This window comes from Natrialba hulunbeirensis JCM 10989 (assembly GCF_000337575.1).
Lineage (GTDB): Archaea > Halobacteriota > Halobacteria > Halobacteriales > Natrialbaceae > Natrialba > Natrialba hulunbeirensis.
In genome coordinates this window covers 103254-122750 of sequence record NZ_AOIM01000035.1, presented here as the reverse complement: position 1 = coordinate 122750, position 19497 = coordinate 103254, and the positions used below count along the sequence as shown (strand labels likewise).

Below are 19497 nucleotides of genomic sequence, written 5' to 3'. Positions count from 1 at the left end.
CTGGACCAGTCGAACGAAACGAAACCGACGTTAGCGGGCAGCCGCCGCGACGCGCTCTTTTTCTTCTTTCTGACTGACTGCGTAGGTCTGGACATCGTAGTTCGCCGCGCCGGTAAGCTGGGAGGCGATCGCCTCTGGAACCGACGTGGACGACTTGAACGAGTTGTTGTGGACGCCTTCGGCGAGGAACTTCAGGGCCTGGTCGACGCGACGCTGTGGCGCGACGTCGACGGCCTTTGGAACGGAGATGCCACCGTACTTCAGGCGGACGGTCTCCTCACGTGGAGCAGCGTTCTCGACAGCCGTGACGAGAATCTGAATCGGGTTCTCCTCGGTGCGCTCGTGGATGAGTTCGAACGCCTCACGGACGAAGTTGAGCGTCTGCTGCTTCTTACCCGTGTTATCCTCGGTCTGCATCAAGCGGTTGATGAAGCGCTCGACGATCGAGATCTGGGACTTCTGGAACTGCTTGCTCGCGTGGCGACCGGCGGTGTGTGCGACCGGCGTCACCGAGATGTAGCGTTCGGTCGACGGGTCCTCGTAGGCGATCTCGTCGATTTCCCACGTGCCAAAGAGCTGTGCGCCGACGTCTGCGCCGCCGGCTGGGGCGTCTGGGTCTGGTTGATCTTCTGCAGCCATGATTATCGAACCGGTTTCTCCGCGTTCCCGCGTACGAGCTCTTTCAGCGCGACGCCGTTGACCTTATCAACCTTGTAGTTGACACCCGAGAGGTCACCCATCGCACGACCCTTCGCCCCACCGATACCGGCGATGGTGACTTCGTCGTGCTCGTCGATGAACGAAATTGCACCGTCACCGGGACAGAACGCGGTGACCTGCTTTCCGTTCTTGATCAGCTGCACTCGGACGCACTTTCGGATCGCCGAGTTTGGCTGCTTTGCTTCGATACCGACCTTCTCCAGGACGATACCGCGTGCCTGTGGTGCTCCCTCGAGTGGGTCAGACTTCTCGCGAAGGCCACGAGCGCGGCGCGCGTAGTCAGAGTCGGACCACCGCTGGTTCTGGCGGTCCTTCTTGAGCTTGCGCGCGGCGTATTTGCCGTTTGCCATAGTACCCGTCGCTATCCGTCGGAGCCACTTAAGCGTCCCTGTTTGGATTCGACGTTACGCCACGAGAGCGCTCGACGCACCCCGCTCGCCGAATCTGAGGCCGTTTTACGATCTCGAGTTACGGCCAGAGCGTGGCGTAGCGACCCTCGGCGGACGAGAGGTTTCCGAACGCGGGTGCTCCCAATCACGCCAACGCCGATCAGTGCGACTCAACCAACAGCGACCGATCGAGGTCTGCAACCGAGGCCTGTCCCGACAACCCCATCGTCAGATCGAAATCCGCCAGGAGGTTCCGACAGACCTCGCGAACACCGTCCTCGCCGTCGATCGCCAGTCCGTAGACGTACGGTCGGCCGAGCAACACCATCTCCGCACCGAGTGCCAGCGCCACGACGGCGTCTGCACCACGGCGAATCCCACTGTCGAACAACACCGGTGTGTCGCCGTAGCCTTCTGACTCCAGATGGTCGACCACTCGCGGCAGCGCCTCGATCGCAGGCAGCGCATTGTCCACCTGCCGACCACCGTGCGTCGAAACGATCACGCCGTCCGCGCCGGACTCGAGTGCACGCCGTGCGTCGTCGGGGTGGACGATTCCCTTGACCAGAATCGGCAGGTCGGTTACGCCGCGGAGCCACTCGAGATCGGCCCACGTGAGCGAGGCGTCGCCGAAGACGTCGACGAACTGCATGACTGCGGCATCCTGGTTCTCTTCGGGCGGTGCGCCGACCAGGTCGCGAAAGACGGGATCCGTGAAGTAGTTCCCGACACCCTCGCCGTCGAGGAACGGGAGGTACGCCTGCTCGATGTCGCGTTCGCGCCAGCTGATCACCGGCGTGTCGACGGTGACGACGAGGGCTTCGTACCCTGCCTGTTCAGCACGCTCGACGAAGCTCCGAGTGAGGTCGCGGTTCGAACTCCAGTAGAGCTGGAACCACGCCGGCTCATCGCCGCTCGCCTCGGCGACGGACTCGAGTGGCTCCGTCGACGCCGAACTCTGAACGAAGGGGAGGCCGAGATCGGCTGCGGCGCGTGCCGACCCCAGTTCACCGTCCTCGTGCAGGATCGACTGCACGCCAATGGGAGCCAGCGCAATCGGAGCTGGGTAGCGCTCACCGAACAGCGTCACCGAGAGGTCGCGATTGTCGACACCCTGGAGCATCCGAGGCACGAGTCGCCACTTCGAGAACGCCGTCTGGTTCTCCCGGTCGGTCCGTTCCGCGCCCGCGCTCCCCGCGACGTACGCGTAGGCGTCGGACTCGAGTACCTCGCGAGCGGCAGCCTCGAGGTCTTCAAAACGCGGTGGTATCGATGGAGTGGTGTCGGCGAGCATCCCCTGCGTGTAGACTTCGACCAGCCGTTCGCGGCCGTACGGCGGTGTTTGCTCGTCGCTCATAGAGTCCCGTTCACAGTGCGACAGAAAATAGCTTGGCACCAACGCATACGTCGTGTAGGGTGTGAGCCTTCCACGGCGTGTCGATGTGAATTGCGTGTCGAGGTGCGCCAGGTTTGCGTGTTGACGTGGCGTCAGGTGAGCTGGACATCGTCGATGTCGAAGTGACGCTCTGCGAGCCGGCGTGCAGCGTCGATCGTGCGGCCGTTCGTCCCGATCGCGATACCGCGGTCGGCGTCTGCGACCTCGACGTAGGCGACGGTGTCGTTGTTCTCGCTGATCGTCACGTTGTATACCGCCGCCGGCGCGAACGTATTCGCGACGAAGGTTTCCGGGTCGGCCGCGTTCTCGACGAGTCGAACCGGCAGGTCGACCCGATCTTCGAAGCGCTGGATCGTCCGTCCCTCGGGGCCGATCGCTTCGCCCATCTGGCCGCTTGCAACGACGATGATCAGCCGGTCGGCAGTGCTCTCACCGGCGGAGCCGCCATTGCCGGCACCGGCGTCCTCGCCCTCGTCGGCGGCGTCAGTCCGGCCGCCGTCGAGGATGCAATCGGTCCCGTCCGCGCCCGTCACCTCCTCGAACGTCGCGAGGTACTGACGCGCGTCGTCGTCGAGGGTAACCGCCATCGATTAGTCTGCTTGACCGCCGCTTTCGGGGCTGGTCGACCCCATCCGGAGGTCGACGTCTCCGGTCCCGAGCTTGATCGGTTTACCGACGATGACGTTCTCCGTGACGCCGTCGAGTTCGTCGATCTCGCCGTGGATCGCCGCGTTCAGCAGGTGGTTAACCGTCACCTCGAACGCTGCGCGTGCGAGAACCGAGTCCTTCGAACCCGAAATACCGTGGCGGCCGATCGACTCGATCTCGCCACGGTTGGTCATCATGTCCGAAACCAGCATCAGGTGGCGGACGTTCACGTCGTCGAGCCCCTGCTCTGCGAGCGTGTTGTTCGTTTCTTCAATGATGGCCTCACGGGCAGCCTCGATGCCGAGGTTGCGGTGGATCTCGTGGATGTTGTTACACGTCGTCCGAGAGGCGTCGACGCCCTCGATCTCGAGGACGTCGCCGAACGCCGATCCCTCGGTGTACAGGACGAACTGCTCGTCGCCGTCGTCCAGCTCCTCGCGGCGGATAACGACGCGAGAGACCTCCTCGATTCCTTTGAACGTGATCTCGCGAAGCTCCTCGACGAGCTGGAGCAGGTCGCGATAGGATGGCTCTTCAGGTCCGAACTGGATGTCAGTCCCCTGCTGAACCGTGCTCACACCGAGGTTGTCCTCGATGATCTCGGCGACCTCCTCGGGCGTGATCATCCGCTCTTCTAAGGTATCGCGGTTGAGCGAGATCTGAACGCGCATGTCCGCAACGTTCGTCGAAACGTCACCCAGCGCGAGGATCTTCGTCGCCTCGATGTTCCAGACGACCTCGTGGGCGCGTTCGCGCTCCGTCGCGAACTCGTCTTCGAGATAGACCGTCATCATCGGCGTATCCGGGGTCTTCCGGGCGTCGACCAGTTCGATCAGCCGCGGCAGTCCCTGGGTCACGTCGATCTCTGCGACCCCCGCGTAGTGGAACGTGTTCATCGTCAGCTGCGTCCCCGGCTCACCGATCGACTGTGCCGAGACGGTGCCGACGGGGTCGAGCGGCTCGACACGCGTGTCGACGTAGCGGGCTTCGACCGCCTTCGCGAGTTCGTCTGCGTCCTCGACGGTCGCGTCGCCGCGGTCTTCGAGCGTCTCGTAGACGTTGTCCTTGAGTCGACGTGGCAGGTCGCTGTCCTCGACGACGGCGATCATGTCGTCGTCGACGGCGTAGTCGACCTCAGTCATCGGAGGTCACCTCCTCTGTCTCCTCGACAAAGCGAGTATCGGCGTACTCGGAGAGGTTCGTCGGCTGGCGCTTCGTGCCGAGGAACTCTTCCTTCTCAGCCTCAGAGGCGAACTCCGAATCGAGCACACGATCTGCGATTTGCTCGACGTCGATGTCGTTGTCGTCACCCGAAGAGACCTTCACCGGCGAGGTGCCGTCCTCGCCAAACTCGAACTGAACGATCGTATCCGAGGTGTCCCGAACCGTACCGTCGTACTGCGCTTCGAGTTCCGAGAGCGCGTTGATCAGGCGACGCTGCAGGTAGCCGGACTTCGAGGTCCGGACTGCCGTGTCGACCAGACCCTCACGGCCACCCATCGCGTGGAAGAAGAACTCCCGCGGGGTCAGCCCCGACGTGTAGGAGTTCTCGACGAAGCCGTGGGCCTCAGCCGAGAGGTCGTTCGGCTTGTAGTGAGAGAGCGTCCGGTCCTCGTAGCCGCGGTTGATCCGCTCACCCCGAACTGCCTGCTGACCGACTGCACCGGCCATCTGCGTCAGGTTGAGCATCGACCCACGCGCACCGGAGTTGGCCATGACGACCGCCGGGTTCTCGTCGTCGAAGTGCTCGTCCGCGATGTTACCGGCATTGTCACGCGCACGCGAGAGCGTCTGCATGATCTTCATCTCGAGTGTCTCGTCGAGCGTCCGGCCCGGGAGGGACTCGAGTTCGTTGTTCTCGTAGGCCTCGATGAGTTCCTCGACGCGGTCGTTCGCGTCCTCGATCGTCTCGTCGATGCGAGACTGCGCTTCGCCTGGGATGGTTTCGTCGTCGATCCCGATCGAGAAACCAAAGTGCATGATGGCGCGCATCGCGAGCGTCGAAACCTCGTTGATGAAGATCCGCGAGCGAGTGTTGCCGTAGATCTTCGTGATGGTGTCGACGATCTCGCCGCCGAACTCGCCGACTTCGTCCTCGGCGATGGTTCCCTCGATGAGCTGGCCGTCTTCGATGACAACAGGCTCGCCGATGGTGCCGGTGAACTCGAGGTTCAGATCGTCTGGCAGGAGTTCGGAGAAGACGTCGTAGCCGGTCCAGAACGGCTGGTCCTCGTCGTCGATGCCGCTTGGCTCCGGTAGTTCGTCGATCCGGGTTGCACGCAGCAAGTCGAGTGCCTGCGTCTCGTTGAACCGCGGGTTGTCGTGGGTCAGGAGGTACATCCCGCTGATGTGGTCCTGAATCGCACCGATGATGTTCTCACCGAAGCGCGGGGAGAGGATCTGCTCCTGGACGCGCATAAGGACGCGCGCTTCGGCGCGAGCCTCCTCGTTCTGGAGCGCGTGCATGTTCATCTCGTCGCCGTCGAAGTCGGCGTTGTACGGCGGACAGACGACGGTGTTCAGGCGGAACGTCTTGTACGGCATGACCACGACCTCGTGGGCCATGATCGACATCCGGTGGAGCGACGGCTGACGGTTGAAGATGACGATGTCGCCGTCGACCATGTGTCGGTTGACCTCCCAGCCGGCCTCGACCTTCTCTGCGAGTGCCTCGCAGTTCTTCTCGGTCACCTTCAGTCGGCGGCCGTCGGGTCGGCGCACGTAGTTTGCGCCAGGGTGACCCTCGGGACCGTTCGAGACGTAGCGTCGAGCCTCCTCGACGTTTCGCTCGGTGACGTTCATCGTCTGGGTCATCTCCTTTGCGACGCGGTCCGGGACACCGACCTCGTTCAGCGAAAGGGTCGGGTCCGGCGAGATGACGGTACGCGCAGAGAAGTTCACACGCTTCCCGGACAGCGAGCCACGGAAGCGACCCTCCTTGCCCTTCAGGCGCTGGGAGAGCGTCTTGAGCGGCCGCCCGGAGCGGTGTCGGGCCGGCGGCGTCCCCGAAATCTCGTTGTCCATGAACGTGGTGACGTGGTACTGCAGCAGTTCCCAGAGGTCCTCGATGATCAGCTGTGGCGCTCCTGCCTCACGGTTCTCCATGAACCGCTGGTTGATCCGGATGATGTCGACCAGTTTGTGGGTGAGGTCGTCCTCGGAGCGCTGGCCGTTGTCGAGCGTAATCGACGGACGCGCGGTGACCGGCGGGACGGGGAGGACAGTGAGGATCATCCACTCCGGCCGCGAACGGTCAGCGTCGATGCCGAGCACTTCGATGTCCTCGTCCGGAATGTTCTCGAACCAGTCCCGGATGTCCGAGGGCATCAGCTTGTTCGTGTCCTCCTCGGTAAGGTCGATGTCGAGTGCCTTCTCGATGGCCTCGCGCTGACTCTCACGCGGACGGAACGACCCCGAGAGGATCTCGTTGATCCGGGTGAGGTCAATCTCCGTCTCCGCGGCGAGTTCGTCCGGCGAGGTTCGCTCGATACCGGCTTCCTCGTCGCCCTGCATCGCGCCGGCGATGCGCTGGGAGTACTCGCTGGTCAGAACCTGCTGAACCTCGTAGTAAGTCGTCGGCTTCTCATGGTCGATGTCGTACTGCACCTCGCCACAGAACGGACAGCGGTCCTTCTTGCGTGCCTGACGGATCGCCGCCTTCGTCACGTCGTTCAGGTCACGGCCGAGCTTTCGGGACTCCTCGATCTGGTCCTGGAACTCCTCGCGCTCGTCCTCGACCAGCAGCAGCCGCGAACACTCACGGCAGGTGCCACGCAGCAGCCGGCGGATGAGCTTCGTAAAGCCAACGTGGATGACGGGCGCGGCGAGTTCGATGTGACCGAAGTGGCCGTTACACGAGCCCGAATGCTTCCCACAGGTCTTGCACTCGAGTCCGGGGTCGATTACGCCGAGACGTGGGTCCATCAGCCCCATGTCGATTGGGAAGCCGTCGTCGTCGTAGGTGTCGGCGGTGATGATCTTCGTCGCGCTCATCTCCCGGTACTCCTCGGGCTCCATGAGCCCGAAGTTGATTGATCCGATGTCTTTTGGTGTACTGTTTCGCATTGTGATCTTAGACGGCGTCTGCCAGTTCCAGTCGCGGCGCGATACCTAGTGCCTTCATCTCGTCTAAGAGGAGCTTGAACGCGTAGCTCATCTCGATTTCGTGGATGTCGGTCTCCTCCTCGCAGTTCGGACAGTAGACACGCCGTTGTTCGACGTTCTCGACTGCACTCATACCACACTGGCCACAGACGTTGATGAACTCGCGGTCGGACTCATCGAGCAGTCGTTCCTTGAGCGTCATCGCAGCACCGTGACCGATGAAGACGTCGCGCTCCATCTCCCCGATACGCAGTCCACCTTCGCGGGCACGACCCTCGGTCGGCTGGCGAGTGAGGACCTGCACCGGCCCGCGCGAACGGGCGTGCAGCTTGTTCGAGACCATGTGGTAGAGCTTCTGGTAGAAAATGATCCCGACGAAGATTTCAGCCTCGATCTTCTCGCCGGTCACACCGGAGTACATCGTCTCCTTACCCGCGGAGTCGAAGCCGGCTTCCTCGAGTCCCTCGCGCAGTGCCGACTCGTCCTCGCCGAGGAACGGCGTCCCGTCGACGCGACGGCCTTCCATCGCGCCGAGTTTGCCGCCGATCATCTCGAGGATGTGTCCGACGGTCATGCGCGATGGCAGCGCGTGCGGGTTGAGCACGAGGTCGGGGACGACGCCGTTCTCGGTGAACGGCATGTCCTCCTGCGGTGCGAGGTGGCCAAGAACACCCTTCTGGCCGTGCCGGGATGCGAATTTGTCGCCGAGTTCCGGAATCCGTTCGTCGCGCACGGAGACCTTCGACAGCTTCGAGCCGTCCTCGCCCTCCATGAGCGTGATCGTGTCGACGACGCCGCTCTCTCCCGAGCGCATCGTGACGGAGGTTTCACGGCGCTTCTGTGGCGAAAGACCGCCCATGTCGTCCGGCTCCTCGAGGAATCGCGGTGGACTCGTCTTCCCGAGCAGGACGGAGTTCTCGTCGACCTCCGTCTCGGGGTTGACGAGGCCGTCCTCGTCCAGATGCGCGTAGGCTTCCTCACCGCGCGCACCGCGGACGTCCTGGGACGGAATCTCGAAGCGGTCCTCCTGACCGCCCGGATACCGTCGCTCCTCGCCCTCGTAGGTGCGGAAGAAGTGCGAACGAGCGAGTGCGCGTTCGACCGAGGCCTTGTTCATGACGAGTGCGTCCTCGATGTTGAACCCCTCGTAGCTCATCACGGCGACGACGAAGTTCTGTGCCGCAGGGCGGTCGTCGTAGCCGATCTGCTCCGTGGTCTGGGTCTTGACCATCGAGAGCTGTGGGTAGTGAAGCAGGTGCTGGCGCGTGTCCGGCCGAATTCGGTAGTTGGCCGACGGCAGCCCCAGCGACTGCTTGATCATCCCTGCACCCATCGTAATTCGCGGCGACGCGTTGTGTTCCGGGTACGGAATCATCCCCGAGCCGATCGAGAAGATCAGCTGTGGGTCGATTTCGAGGTGCGTGTGATCCGCGGTCAGATCGTCCTCCTCGACGGCGACGTAGATGTCCTCTTCCTCCTCGGCGTCGATGAACTCGACGTAGCCGTGGTCGACGAGATCCTCGAACTCGAGATCACCGTCGCGAAGCGCCTCGATCTCCTGCTCGGAGATCCGTGGCTCGCCGTCCTCGACGACGAGCAGCGGGCGGCGAGCGCGGCCCGCGTCGGCGTTGACGATGACTTCTCGGGTGCGCTCTTTAACGGAGACGTTGACCATCTCGCTGACGTCACCGATGCGTCGCGCTTCGCGGATCTGTTCGGCTAGCTCGTGCGGATCGGGGTGTGTTCCCACCAGCGACCCGTTGACGTAGACTTTGGCTTCTCGTTGTTGGCTGCTCATTGTAGATCAGTCGTCTGCAGTGGATGTCGATCGTTCGATGCCCTCGAGTCCGGGAATGCCCTCGACCCCCATCGAGGCCAGTTCCCGCTTGAGCCCCTGTTCGTCCTCGATGTTCTGGGAGAGCTCCATCGCCTGCGCGAAGTTCTTCACGAGGCCACAGTTCGGTCCCTCGGGCGTTTCCGACGGCCCGATGCGACCCCACTGTGTCGCGTGCAGGTCCCGTGCTTCGAAGTGGGGCTGGCTGCGCGAGAGTGGGCTGCGCAGTCGGCGAAGGTGAGAGAGAACGCCCATGAAGTTGGTGCGGTCGACCAGCTGGGAAACCCCAGAGCGGCCACCGACCCAGTTACCTGTCGCGATCGGGTGCTCGAGTCGCTCGGTCAGCACGTCCGAGCGAACGACAGTCGAGACGGAGAGATTCCGATTACGCATGTTCGCGCGCTCGAGTTGGTACTTCACGTCACGTGCCAGCTTGTTAAGCGCTGTCCGGAACAGGTCCTTCATCAGGTCGCCCGACACCTTGAGGCGCTTGTTGGCGTAGTGGTCCTTGTCGTCGGCCTCGCGTCGCCCGAGCGCGAGTTCGAAACAGGCTTCGGCCATCCGACAGAGGTAGTGAGCCTTGTTGATCCGAACGTCTTCCTCCTCGACACCCTCCTCGTGGAGGTGTGGCAGGAGATAGCGGTCGATGACGTAGTTGGCTCGCTTAAGCTGGTAGTTCTTGCCCTGGCCCGAGGCGACGCGCTTCCCGAGTGCCTCGATGGCCTCTTCCTCGGTCTGGACCTCCGCTTCCTCCAGATTTTCGAGCATGTACTTGACGACCTCCGGGTCGTTCGAGACCTTGTGGACGATTTCCTCGTCCGATTCGAGGCCGAGGGCACGCACGAGCGTCACGAAGTTGATCGAGCCGGAGACCGAGGGGAACGACACTTCGAGCAGCCCGTCGCGGGTACGCTCACAGAGAACGAGCGCGCGGTAGCCACGGCGCTGGGAGAAGGTCTTTGCGACCTGAATCTCGTCGCCGTACTTGGTGTCGTACTCCGCGAGGATCTTGTTCGGTGCGAGGTCCTCGCTGGTCATCAGCACGCGCTCGGAGCCGTTGACGATGAAGTAGCCACCGGGGTCGGCGGGGTCCTCACCAATCTCGATCAGTTCTTCGTCCGAGAAGCCGGCGATGTTACACTTATCGGAGCCGACCATGATCGGCATTCGGCCGATCTTCGTCTCGGTCGAGTCGACGACGCGCTGATCGCCCTCCTCGCCCTTGACGATGGACATCTCCATGAAGACCGGCGCAGAGTAGGTGATATTACGGAGTCGGGCTTCCTGCGGATAGAGCAGTTCCTCGGAGCCGTCTGCCTCGCGAACGCGGGGCGTGACGACGCGAACGTCGCCCAGTTCGACGTGAACCGGCTCCTCGCCTTCCTTGTCACCGATGTCCGTATCGATGGTCGCCTTCTCGTCGACGACCTCCTGCATCCCCCGGTTGAGGAAGGCGTTGAAGGAGCGGTAGTGATGTTCTGCGAGCCGTTCTCTCGAGAAGTATTCGCGCGAAATGTCCCGTCGTTTGTCTCGGTCAAGTTCCATTGCCATTTATTCCACCACAAGTCGGTATACGACGGCCTGATCGGTTGTACGTGAGTTTCGGACGATTTTGATGACGTCGCCGACCGCCGCATCGTCCGGCAGCGCGGGGTCGTTACGTTTGATTTTTGGCAGATCGGTACGGTCGATGTCGTACTCGTCGAGCACCTCCTCGAGTGCGTCCTCCTCGAGGACGGAGTGGTCTGGAACGAGTTCGTGTTGGCTTACGTCTACCATGTATTGGTCTGGTTGGGGTCAGTGATGTGCGTGTGCGCTATTGGGAGAGAAGCGGCTGTCACGAGATACTACAGCGAGGTAGCGGCGGCAGGCATTTAACGGTTACTAACTCGGCTCAGAAGCATCGCTATCCGGCCGGGCGGGCCTGACCGGTGTGAACGATCACGAGTGTGAATAGCCGATTCTCAGTTAAATCCCTTGTGGGTCGTGTCAATTACCACCATGATTTGACGATGTGGGGCCGGATTGTGTGGCGATTCCCCGTACCACAGTGGGTTCGATTGGAAAGCCTTAATACTCCGAGCGGGAAACCAAGTATTGCAAGCCCGGGTGGTGTAGTGGCCCATCATACGACCCTGTCACGGTCGTGACGCGGGTTCAAANAGTATTGCAAGCCCGGGTGGTGTAGTGGCCCATCATACGACCCTGTCACGGTCGTGACGCGGGTTCAAATCCCGCCTCGGGCGTTTCTTCGATTCCTGATTCGTGAGCGACCCGCGTAGCGGTGTCGCGAGCATGCTGAATCGAAGAACGGCAGCACCGGATTTGAACTACGGAACGAGCGAGCACCGCGAGCGAGTTCAGGTGGTTCAAATCCCGCCTCGGGCGTTTTCTCGAACTCAAACTCACGAGCAACCAGCGTGCTGTGTTGCGAGTATGCTGTGTTCGAGAAAACGGCAATAGGGATTTGAACCGGAAAGCAACCTGTTTCGACCGTGGTTCAAATACGGTTTTAGGTGTGTGTGGTGTTGATGAGAATCGTCACCGATCAGCTACTCTCTGACGACAACGCTGAACTGCCGAGTGTCGCAATCCGGCACCGCCACCGTGTCGATGTACTGACCAGTAGCAGTGAGTTGTTTGCTACGCTATGCAGCGTGGACAGCAGGTACGACAACTGTGGCCTTCGATTGCAGGACACGTCGTAGGCAGCGGTACTCGAGTACACCGAGTGGTCAATATTCCCACACACGGCAAGAAGAGAACAAAACCCTTAATACTCCGAGCGGGAAACCAAGTATTGCAAGCCCGGGTGGTGTAGTGGCCCATCATACGACCCTGTCACGGTCGTGACGCGGGTTCAAANAGTATTGCAAGCCCGGGTGGTGTAGTGGCCCATCATACGACCCTGTCACGGTCGTGACGCGGGTTCAAATCCCGCCTCGGGCGTTTCTTTGATTCCTACTTCGTGAGCGACCAGCGTAGCTGTGTCGCGAACACACTCAATCGAAGGACAGCAGTACTGGGATTTGAACCCTGCCAGTCGCGCACAGCGAGCGTGAGAGCGAGCACATCTGGCTCCGGTTCAAATCCCGCCTCGGGCGCTTCTTCGAGTTCTGATCCGTGAGCGACCGGTGAAACCGTGTCGCGAACATCCTGAATCGAAGAGCGACAGTACCGGGATTTGAATGACGGAACGAGCGAGCACAGCGAGCGAGTTCAGGTGGTTCAAATCCCGCCTCGGGCGTTTCTTCGATTCCTACTTCGTGAGCGAGAGGAAAGCAAAGTCTGGATCCGTCCCGAAACCGATCCACCGCGTAGCCGAGAGTTCATATACGAAGACGCAACCAACACCGGCGAACAGAGATGTCTACGAGTGCGAACACGAAACAAACCGGTGACGAAACCGAGTGCAAGATCATGTGCCGGCTACTCGAGAAGGGCTACACCGTCTCGCGGCCGTTCGGAGACAACGACAAGTATGACCTGATTCTCGATACCGGCACTGACCTGTTCCGAGTGCAGTGCAAAACCGGCTGGCAGGAGGACAACGGTGCTGTCCTCCGATTTAAGACGGCGAGCAAGACGACGAGAAACGGAGACGTGACCGTCGTCGACTACGGCAACGCGGTCGACGCGTTCGCCGTTCGCTGCATCGACACAGACACGCTCTACTGGCTCCCAGCCGAGCAGGTTGGGTCAAAGAGTACGTATCTCCGACTCGAGGAGCCCGAAATCGATCACCCTCGCGTCAGGATGGCATCGGCGTTTCGGTTCGAGACTGCACTTCCGTGAGGTGGAGAACGGATCGCGGTCAATGAGCACTGTTGCGTTGTGCTTCGGCGACGATTGCAGCGAGAATCCTCGGACACAGCAAGGACAGACCAGCGGAACCAGCGAAGAAGGCTACATTTTAGTACACGCTGAAACCTTATAGATGCAGTTACAGGTCACCGGTGATGGAACGTATTCCGTCACCAATCGTGTGTGACAGCCGGCGACCGATAGCTCGAGTTCGACCATGTCACAGCAGATTTCCGTTCTCGTCGTCGACAACGAACCCGGGTTCGCCGGGCTTGCTAGCGAGATGCTCGAACGCGAACACGATGCAATCGCTGCAACACCCACCACCAGCGCACCGGAGGCACTCGAGTACCTCGAGGGGAACGAGCACGCAGTCGACTGTATCGTGAGCGACTACGAGATGGCAGAGCTGACGGGACTCGAGTTGCTCGAGCGCGTGCGGGCGGTGAATCCGGAGTTGCCGTTTATTCTGTTTACGGGTCGTGGATCGGAGGCAGTTGCGAGTGAAGCGATCGATGCGGGAGTGACCCAGTATTTGCAGAAGCAGTCGGGCAAGGAACAGTATACGCTGCTCGCGAATCAGATCACGAACGCGGTGGCCCAGTACCGTGCGGAGACGGAGTTACGCGAGAGCGAGCGCCGGTACGAGCGGACGGTGACGACGCTACACGAGACGACGCGGGAGTTGATGCGCGCGGAGACGAAAGACGAGATCTACGAGTCGGCGGTCGAAACTGCGGCGGAGATGCGGGATGTGACAGCCGCTGCGGCGTATGCTTTCGAGCCGACGCAGCGGGTTCTCGAACACGTTGCCTCGGAATCATCGTCATCGTCAACGTCAACGTCATCATCGCCGTCGACGGGCGAGTCACGGGCGGTAGTCGATCCGGCTGTCGACACCCCGCGGTCGGATGATCTAATCTGGGAGGCGTTCTCCGAGGGCGTCGTCCGCGAGTACGACGAGCAGGCACACGCGAGCGTGAGTGGGATTCTCCGCACGGAGCTGGTTACCCGCAGTGAGGTGGTGGTTCCCCTCGGGTCACACGGGGCGCTCGTCGCGGGGACAACGGATTCGGATGGGTTCGCCGAGACGACGACGGAGGTCGTCCAGATTCTGGCGGCAAACACGGAAGCGGCACTCGATCGGGCCGAACGCGAACAGTTACTACGCGAGCACGACCGAACGCTGACCGAGCAAAACGAGGAACTGACGCGACTCAATCACATCAACGAGATCGTCCGCGAGATCAACCACGGCGTCGCGCAGGCCTCGACCCGAACCGAGGTCGAAACGACGGTCTGCGACCGGCTCGCCGACACGGATCGGTACCGGTTCGCCTGGATCGCGAACACCGACGATCCGCCCGAGCCAACCACCTGGGAAGGCGTCGACGCGACGTACATGGATCGGATCCGTGACGGCGGATCCCAGACCCCCGAATCGAAACTCGTCCGCCAGACGCTCACAGCGGAACAGCCCTGTGTCATCCGTGACGTACTCGAGACGGATGCCTGGGATCAGCGCCGTGCCGAGGCACTCACCTACGGTTTCCAGCGTGTTCTCGCAGTGCCCGTCACCGACGGTGACCGAGAGTTTGGGGTCTTACTCGTCCATATCGGCGGCGGCGAGGACATCGGCGACGCCGAACGCGAGGTGCTCGCCGAACTCGGAGAGACCATCGGTCACGCAATTCACTCCATCGAGCGCACGCGAGCGATGCTCACCGACAGCCGACTCGAGTTGGAACTCGAGTGCCGTGACTCACGGCTGTTGTTCAACAGGTTGACGACGCGGATCGAAGCGTCGCTGACGGTGGCGGGTGTTATCGACCGGAGCGATGACGAGTTCGTCTGTTTCGTCAGTACGCCGTCGTCAGCCGATATTCGGCCGGTCGCCGAGGAGTGGGCGGCGCTCGAGACCTGTTCGATCGTCTCGGACGGCGAGGACGAGACGCTGTTCGAGATGACCGGTTCGACGACGCCGCTGCTCGACGTGTTGCGGACCTACGATGTGACGATACGCAGCGTCACCGCGGAGGCGGGCGTCTCGACGCTCGTGCTCGACGTGCCAAAGCGAGTCGAGGCCCGCACGCTGATCGAGGCGATCACCGAGCGCTATCCGGAGACCGAACTCGAGGCGCGCCGCGAGACGACGAGCACCAGGTCGGCCCGCCAGCTCGACACCTATCTCGAGGAGGAATTGACCGACAAGCAGCACGAAGCGCTGCAGGCAGCCTTCTACAGCGGGTTCTTCGAGTGGCCCCGAGATAGCACGGGGGAGGACCTCGCAGCGGCACTCGACGTGTCGTCGCCGACGTATCACTACCACCTTCGGGCAGCCGAACGGAAGCTGGTCACACTGGCCCTCGATGGGCATTCTAATTGATTAGTACCTTCTCCAGATAGTATCTAATCAATTAGAAAGTATACTTAATCCCCTCCCGTCCATACGCATAGATGGCGATCTGCGAGAGACTGTCGCCACCCCCTAATCCCCACCCCCACTTTCCGAAACCAATACTCGAGAGCCACAGGTAGAGCGGTTGGTACTGGTCACCTGTTTCACTTCGGAGTCAGTGCTCTCGTAGTCAGTTACCCTGAGCGGCACGCTCGCACGCGATCGGTTCGAAACTGCTCAGGAGTCGACCGACCGTTCCCACTCGATCCAGTCCTGTTCCCAGCCGCGTCTGGACTCGGCTCGGCGCTGGGCGTACTCACGGTCTTCGCGCGCCGTCCGATTTCGTTCGATGGTGCCGGGCTGCTCGCCCTCGACTAGCAGCGGCTCCAGTGAGACGGCGTCGTGTTCGGTCCGGTCGCCGTCGCCTGTGACGGCGACCACGCGCTGGCGCTGTGTTCCCTCCGGGTAGACCAGTCTGCCGTCCGGAGCCAACTGATCGACCAACGCCCGTGGCGGCGACACGACGGCGGCCTCCAGCAGGATACGATCGAACGGGGCGTACTCTGGTAGTCCGTCGGCCCCATCGCGGCGGTCGACGAGCACGCCGTCGTATCCCGCACCGGCGAGGTTCTGGCGCGCTTCGATGACGAGGGGGCGAGCGATGTCGATCGCGTGGACGTTCGTCTCGCCGGCGATCTCTGCTGCGAGTGCGGCGGTGTAGCCGACGCCGGCACCGACGACGAGTACGGCATCACCCGCTGTCGGTGCGAGGGCGTCCATGAATCGGGCGACGGTGCTCGGCGAGAGCATACGCGTCCCGAGCACCTCGTGGTCGCGGTCGGCATACGCCGTCCGCTCGTCGTCGATAAACTCGTGGCGAGGCACGTCACGCATCGCGACGGCGACGGTCTCGTTCTGGAGGACGTCCTTGGCCGGGGACTCGAGTCCGTCGACCATGTCCTCTCGCAGTACCGCGGGGTCCATAGTCGAGCTATCTGGTCGGTGGATATGAATGGCGCGCTTGCGCCAGACGGAGTCGCCACGTGCTCTGCTCGTGTTACCAAACGCTTACCCGCGCAGTTGGACGAATCGAACCCCGCCGTGCTCGGACCGGGCAAGCGAGCCGTCAGCCCGCTTCGTTGCCTCGACGAGCGTCTGGTGGCTCGTCCCGACGGGGGCAAGGAGCGTCCCACCGACTCGTAGTTGCTCACGCACTGGCTCCGGAATCGACGGCGTCGCACAGGTGAAGTAGGCCGCGTCGTAGGGCGCGTGCTCGGCCCAGCCGTCTCGGCCGTCACCCGTCCGGACCGCAACCTCACCGTAGCCGAGTGCTGCGAGCGTCTCGCGGGCCGACTCAGCAAGCGCTGGGCTGTATTCGACGGTGTACACGTGCTCCGGCCCGACAATCTCGGCCGTCACGGCCGCGTGATAGCCACAGCCCGTCCCAATCTCGAGTACCTCGTCGCCCGGCTCGAGGGCGAGTCGGTCGGCCATGATCACGACCATGTGCGGTGCGCTGATCGTCTGGCCGTCACCGATCGGAAGCGGCCGATCCGCGTAGGCGTTACCGCGCCGGCCGATGGGCACGAACTCGTGGCGCGGAACGGACTCGAGTGCATCGAGGGCGCGCTCGTCGGCGACGCGGTGGGAGACGGTTTGGACCATCCGCTCGCGAGCGGCCGTAAAGTCGTCGTCCGGATCGTCGGTGTCGTGACCGAAGCGATCGAACATAGGTACCAATTGGCGTTCGGAAGGAAAGAGTGTGGGGGCGCACGTGCGTGCTCGCTCAGGGTCAGAGTGGGGGAGAGTAGGAGAGTGGGGGAGAGCGTGAGTGTGGGGGTGGAGAGTGAGTGTGGGGGGGAGAGTGATGCGAGAGTCGGCGGGAGAGACAGAGAAAAGGATGCGCTCGCGACCGTTACCAGGCCGACCACGCGCTCGACGTCTCGTCGTAGGCGTAGATGCGTTTGACGTCCTTCGCTGGCACCGTATCACCCTCCATATCGTACCGGTCGCGGTCGTAGCCCGTGACTGCCTTGCGGACGACGAAGGCGTCGATTTCGAACTCGTCGTCACCGAAGTCGTCGACCGCGCCGACCTCGAACTCGTAGTCGCCGGGGACGTGAACCGTGATACTCCGACTGTCATCTCGGGACCCGTCCTGTGGGTGGATCGTGATATCGACGGAGACGTTGTCGACCTCGCGCGTCCAGACGGTCTTGATTTCGTCGGCCGGGGCGCTCTCGACGCGGCGCTGGCCGTCGAGTTCGAGGCTGGTCACGCGAACGGTCGAGAGGACCTCCTCCGTTTCTAAGAGGAACTCGTCGCCGACCTCGATGGTCGCGTCTTCGGGTGTCGTCACGTTGGCGGTGAACGATTCGTCGTTCTGGGAGACGACGACGTCGAGCGTTACCTCGCGCTCTCGTTCTGGCTGTACCTTGTGGACGTGGCTGCACTCGCTGCAGCGCACGGTGAGGGAGCCGCCGCCCTCGGTAAGGACCTCGTGAACGGTTTCGAGGTCCGGCGAGCACGACGGACACGGCGTCGGAATCCGATCCGGAATATCGTTCATAGCACGGCGTAGACGCTACGTGCCTAAAAGGCGATTGGACCTGTTCTGACGGAGCGATTCGACTGCTCGGTACTGGAATTGCCTGCCAGCGGCAACGAGAAGACGACAGAAAACACTTGTATCCTGTCACTGTGGGCGAACGTATGCAACGCTCGCGACGAAACTTGCTGTCGGCGTCCGGACTGACGCTGGCGGCACTGGCCGGCTGTGTCGACTCCCCTGCGGTCGGCACGGAGCCGGCCGGCGAAACCGAAATCATCGAGACGCGGACGGAGTCGGGAGACAGATCCGGAAGCAGTGAAGATCCGCCAGTCGTCGAGTACGACGCCGACAGCCGAGAGATTCAGGTAAGTGGTGTCTTTCCGATCGGAAACAGTTGTTACAGCAGCCGAATCGCAGACCCGGAGTACGATGCAGACGCCGACGAACTAACGGTCCGTATCGGTCGGGAACACGACGGGAGCGATACCTGTGAAGACGTGTTCAACGCGACGTCGTACCGAATCATCGTCGAGTTTGAGGGGGCAGCGCCGGGAACCGTCGTCGCGGTCGAAAACGGGGCGTACGGTGAGGAGGAAACGCGCAAAGAGCTCTGAGACGCTGCTAATGTGGCAGTCCTCAGCAGGGAGAGAATAGCGACTGCCGTTCCGTTACTCGCTCTGCGGAAGTTCCACTTCCGCGCCGTCCGCATACACCGTCGGCTCACGGACGATACCGTCGAGGTGGATGGGTGCCTCCACGTCGCCGCCGATCCCGGCGTCATCACCGATCGCGATGTGAACCGTTCCGCCGGCCTTCTCGTCCAGCAGGACCGAGCCGACGAGCTCCGTCACGGCGACGTTAGTTCCGATACCGAGTTCCGCGAGGTTGCGCGCTGCGTCGCCAACCTCTTCGGCCGCACTCTCGACCGTCTCGCGGATGTCGTCGTCCGAAATGTCCGTAACGAGACCGTCCTCGACCTCGAAGGCGAGCGTCTGCTCGTCATCGAGGAGTCCGTGGGGCATCATCGTCCCGTCGACGACGAAGGTCCCGCTGGCACTCTCGGGGCTGACGAACACCTCACCCGCGGGGAGGTTCGACATGACACCGGGTTCGTGAACGATGCCGGTATCCGAGAGGAAGTCGCGGCCGCTGACATCGAACGTGATGTCGGTCCCCGCCGGCGCGGTTACGCGGATCTCGTCTGCGTCGTCGACCTGCTCGCGAACGTCAGCGCAGTGGTCCGCGATCAGTTCGTAATCCGCGTCGAGACCGGTCGTGAAAACCTCCTCGGTGATTCCGGGTAACGTGGCGACGCGCGCGCCGGCCTCGTTAGCCTCAGTTCGGGCGCGGGTGTGGCTCAGGCTCTTGGTCGTCGGCGCGAGTACCACGTCCGCGTCGGCCATCGCCGCCGACACCGGCGCTGGTGGCTCGCTCCCGTGGGTCGATCCCGGCGGATAGCGCACGATCACCGCATCGTCCGTAATCTCGCTCGCCACCTCGTAGAGCGCCTCGCCAATCGGTTCGCGCTTGTCGTCGGTGACGATCGCACAGGACTCGTCGGACTCGAGTGCCAGACACTGTTCGACCGCGGTTTCGGCTGGGTCCCGAAGCGTGGTGGGGGTAGACATACGTCAGGGTGTGTGCGGAGAGTGA

General features: G+C 62.4%; 16 protein-coding genes and 2 tRNA genes. 5 read left to right on the top strand and 13 right to left on the bottom strand.

Annotated elements, in window-relative coordinates; translation table 11 throughout:
- Positions 1-30: 30 nt before the first annotated feature.
- The 9 genes from C483_RS11860 to C483_RS11820 all read right to left on the bottom strand — a co-directional run bounded on the left by C483_RS11860 (position 31) and on the right by C483_RS11820 (position 10870).
- Entirely contained in the window at positions 31-639 is a 609-nt protein-coding gene (locus C483_RS11860; protein ID WP_006653596.1) for a 30S ribosomal protein S7, read from the bottom strand.
- A 2-nt stretch (positions 640-641) separates the two neighbouring features.
- On the bottom strand, positions 642-1070 hold the full coding sequence (locus C483_RS11855) for a 30S ribosomal protein S12 (RefSeq protein ID WP_004267302.1): 429 nt from the start codon (positions 1068-1070) through the stop codon (positions 642-644).
- Between the two features lie 199 nt (positions 1071-1269).
- The gene (locus C483_RS11850; protein ID WP_006653595.1) at positions 1270-2466 is read right to left on the bottom strand and encodes a lactate 2-monooxygenase; all 1197 of its coding nucleotides are present in this window, start codon (positions 2464-2466) and stop codon (positions 1270-1272) included.
- Between the two features lie 131 nt (positions 2467-2597).
- A complete protein-coding gene (locus C483_RS11845) occupies positions 2598-3092 on the bottom strand; it encodes a NusA-like transcription termination signal-binding factor (protein WP_006653594.1) in 495 nt (164 codons plus the stop codon).
- 3 nt (positions 3093-3095) lie between these two features.
- Positions 3096-4295: a DNA-directed RNA polymerase subunit A'' gene (rpoA2, locus tag C483_RS11840; protein WP_006653593.1), complete on the bottom strand. Its 1200-nt coding sequence runs from the start codon at positions 4293-4295 to the stop codon at positions 3096-3098.
- Positions 4288-7218 carry a DNA-directed RNA polymerase subunit A' gene (locus C483_RS11835; protein WP_006653592.1) on the bottom strand — a complete coding sequence of 977 codons (2931 nt, stop codon included), beginning with the start codon at positions 7216-7218 and terminating at the stop codon, positions 4288-4290. Before C483_RS11835 ends, rpoA2 begins: the two co-directional genes overlap by 8 nt.
- 7 nt (positions 7219-7225) lie before the next feature.
- On the bottom strand, positions 7226-9055 hold the full coding sequence (gene rpoB, locus C483_RS11830) for a DNA-directed RNA polymerase subunit B (protein ID WP_006653591.1): 1830 nt from the start codon (positions 9053-9055) through the stop codon (positions 7226-7228).
- A gap of 6 nt (positions 9056-9061) precedes the next feature.
- Positions 9062-10642 (bottom strand): DNA-directed RNA polymerase subunit B'', encoded by a 1581-nt coding sequence (locus C483_RS11825; protein ID WP_006653590.1) that lies wholly within the window; start codon positions 10640-10642, stop codon positions 9062-9064.
- The gene (locus C483_RS11820; protein ID WP_004267310.1) at positions 10643-10870 is read right to left on the bottom strand and encodes a DNA-directed RNA polymerase subunit H; all 228 of its coding nucleotides are present in this window, start codon (positions 10868-10870) and stop codon (positions 10643-10645) included.
- A gap of 394 nt (positions 10871-11264) precedes the next feature.
- Between C483_RS11820 and C483_RS11815 the strand changes: the two genes are divergently transcribed.
- From C483_RS11815 to C483_RS11800, 4 genes are all read left to right on the top strand, one after another.
- Positions 11265-11337 (top strand) — tRNA-Asp (locus tag C483_RS11815).
- Between the two features lie 630 nt (positions 11338-11967).
- Positions 11968-12040, top strand: a tRNA-Asp gene (locus tag C483_RS11810).
- A 417-nt stretch (positions 12041-12457) separates the two neighbouring features.
- Complete coding sequence (locus tag C483_RS11805; protein ID WP_006653589.1) at positions 12458-12886, top strand: group I intron-associated PD-(D/E)XK endonuclease; 429 nt, start codon at positions 12458-12460, stop codon at positions 12884-12886.
- A gap of 226 nt (positions 12887-13112) precedes the next feature.
- Positions 13113-15281 carry a bacterio-opsin activator domain-containing protein gene (locus C483_RS11800; RefSeq protein WP_006653588.1) on the top strand — a complete coding sequence of 723 codons (2169 nt, stop codon included), beginning with the start codon at positions 13113-13115 and terminating at the stop codon, positions 15279-15281.
- 249 nt (positions 15282-15530) lie between these two features.
- Here C483_RS11800 and C483_RS11795 read toward each other — a convergent pair whose 3' ends face one another.
- The 3 genes from C483_RS11795 to C483_RS11785 form a co-directional block, all read right to left on the bottom strand.
- Complete coding sequence (locus C483_RS11795) at positions 15531-16277, bottom strand: protein-L-isoaspartate O-methyltransferase family protein (RefSeq protein WP_006653587.1); 747 nt, start codon at positions 16275-16277, stop codon at positions 15531-15533.
- A gap of 84 nt (positions 16278-16361) precedes the next feature.
- Positions 16362-17024, bottom strand: a complete 663-nt coding sequence (locus tag C483_RS11790; protein WP_006653586.1) for a protein-L-isoaspartate(D-aspartate) O-methyltransferase — start codon at positions 17022-17024, stop codon at positions 16362-16364.
- A gap of 184 nt (positions 17025-17208) precedes the next feature.
- The gene (locus C483_RS11785; protein WP_006653585.1) at positions 17209-17862 is read right to left on the bottom strand and encodes an HVO_0476 family zinc finger protein; all 654 of its coding nucleotides are present in this window, start codon (positions 17860-17862) and stop codon (positions 17209-17211) included.
- 143 nt (positions 17863-18005) lie between these two features.
- Here C483_RS11785 and C483_RS20895 point away from each other — a divergent pair, with 143 nt between their 5' ends.
- Positions 18006-18458 carry a hypothetical protein gene (locus tag C483_RS20895; protein ID WP_006653584.1) on the top strand — a complete coding sequence of 151 codons (453 nt, stop codon included), beginning with the start codon at positions 18006-18008 and terminating at the stop codon, positions 18456-18458.
- A 54-nt stretch (positions 18459-18512) separates the two neighbouring features.
- On the opposite strand, the gene C483_RS11775 is transcribed toward C483_RS20895, so the two are convergent.
- Positions 18513-19472 (bottom strand): aminopeptidase, encoded by a 960-nt coding sequence (locus tag C483_RS11775; RefSeq protein WP_006653583.1) that lies wholly within the window; start codon positions 19470-19472, stop codon positions 18513-18515.
- Positions 19473-19497: the final 25 nt, after the last annotated feature.

Excerpts from the sequence above, each read along its gene's own strand:
- C483_RS11790 (WP_006653586.1), bottom strand. The coding sequence starts at position 17,024 with ATGTTCGATCGCTTCGGTCACGACACCGACGATCCGGACGACGACTTT.
- C483_RS11855 (WP_004267302.1), bottom strand. The coding sequence starts at position 1,070 with ATGGCAAACGGCAAATACGCCGCGCGCAAGCTCAAGAAGGACCGCCAG.
- rpoA2 (WP_006653593.1), bottom strand. The coding sequence starts at position 4,295 with ATGACTGAGGTCGACTACGCCGTCGACGACGACATGATCGCCGTCGTC.
- C483_RS11825 (WP_006653590.1), bottom strand. The coding sequence starts at position 10,642 with ATGGCAATGGAACTTGACCGAGACAAACGACGGGACATTTCGCGCGAA.
- C483_RS11800 (WP_006653588.1), top strand. The coding sequence starts at position 13,113 with ATGTCACAGCAGATTTCCGTTCTCGTCGTCGACAACGAACCCGGGTTC.
- C483_RS11805 (WP_006653589.1), top strand. The coding sequence starts at position 12,458 with ATGTCTACGAGTGCGAACACGAAACAAACCGGTGACGAAACCGAGTGC.
- C483_RS11820 (WP_004267310.1), bottom strand. The coding sequence starts at position 10,870 with ATGGTAGACGTAAGCCAACACGAACTCGTTCCAGACCACTCCGTCCTC.
- rpoB (WP_006653591.1), bottom strand. The coding sequence starts at position 9,055 with ATGAGCAGCCAACAACGAGAAGCCAAAGTCTACGTCAACGGGTCGCTG.
- C483_RS11860 (WP_006653596.1), bottom strand. The coding sequence starts at position 639 with ATGGCTGCAGAAGATCAACCAGACCCAGACGCCCCAGCCGGCGGCGCA.
- C483_RS11835 (WP_006653592.1), bottom strand. The coding sequence starts at position 7,218 with ATGCGAAACAGTACACCAAAAGACATCGGATCAATCAACTTCGGGCTC.
- C483_RS20895 (WP_006653584.1), top strand. The coding sequence starts at position 18,006 with ATGCAACGCTCGCGACGAAACTTGCTGTCGGCGTCCGGACTGACGCTG.
- C483_RS11845 (WP_006653594.1), bottom strand. The coding sequence starts at position 3,092 with ATGGCGGTTACCCTCGACGACGACGCGCGTCAGTACCTCGCGACGTTC.
- C483_RS11795 (WP_006653587.1), bottom strand. The coding sequence starts at position 16,277 with ATGGACCCCGCGGTACTGCGAGAGGACATGGTCGACGGACTCGAGTCC.
- C483_RS11775 (WP_006653583.1), bottom strand. The coding sequence starts at position 19,472 with ATGTCTACCCCCACCACGCTTCGGGACCCAGCCGAAACCGCGGTCGAA.
- C483_RS11785 (WP_006653585.1), bottom strand. The coding sequence starts at position 17,862 with ATGAACGATATTCCGGATCGGATTCCGACGCCGTGTCCGTCGTGCTCG.
- C483_RS11850 (WP_006653595.1), bottom strand. The coding sequence starts at position 2,466 with ATGAGCGACGAGCAAACACCGCCGTACGGCCGCGAACGGCTGGTCGAA.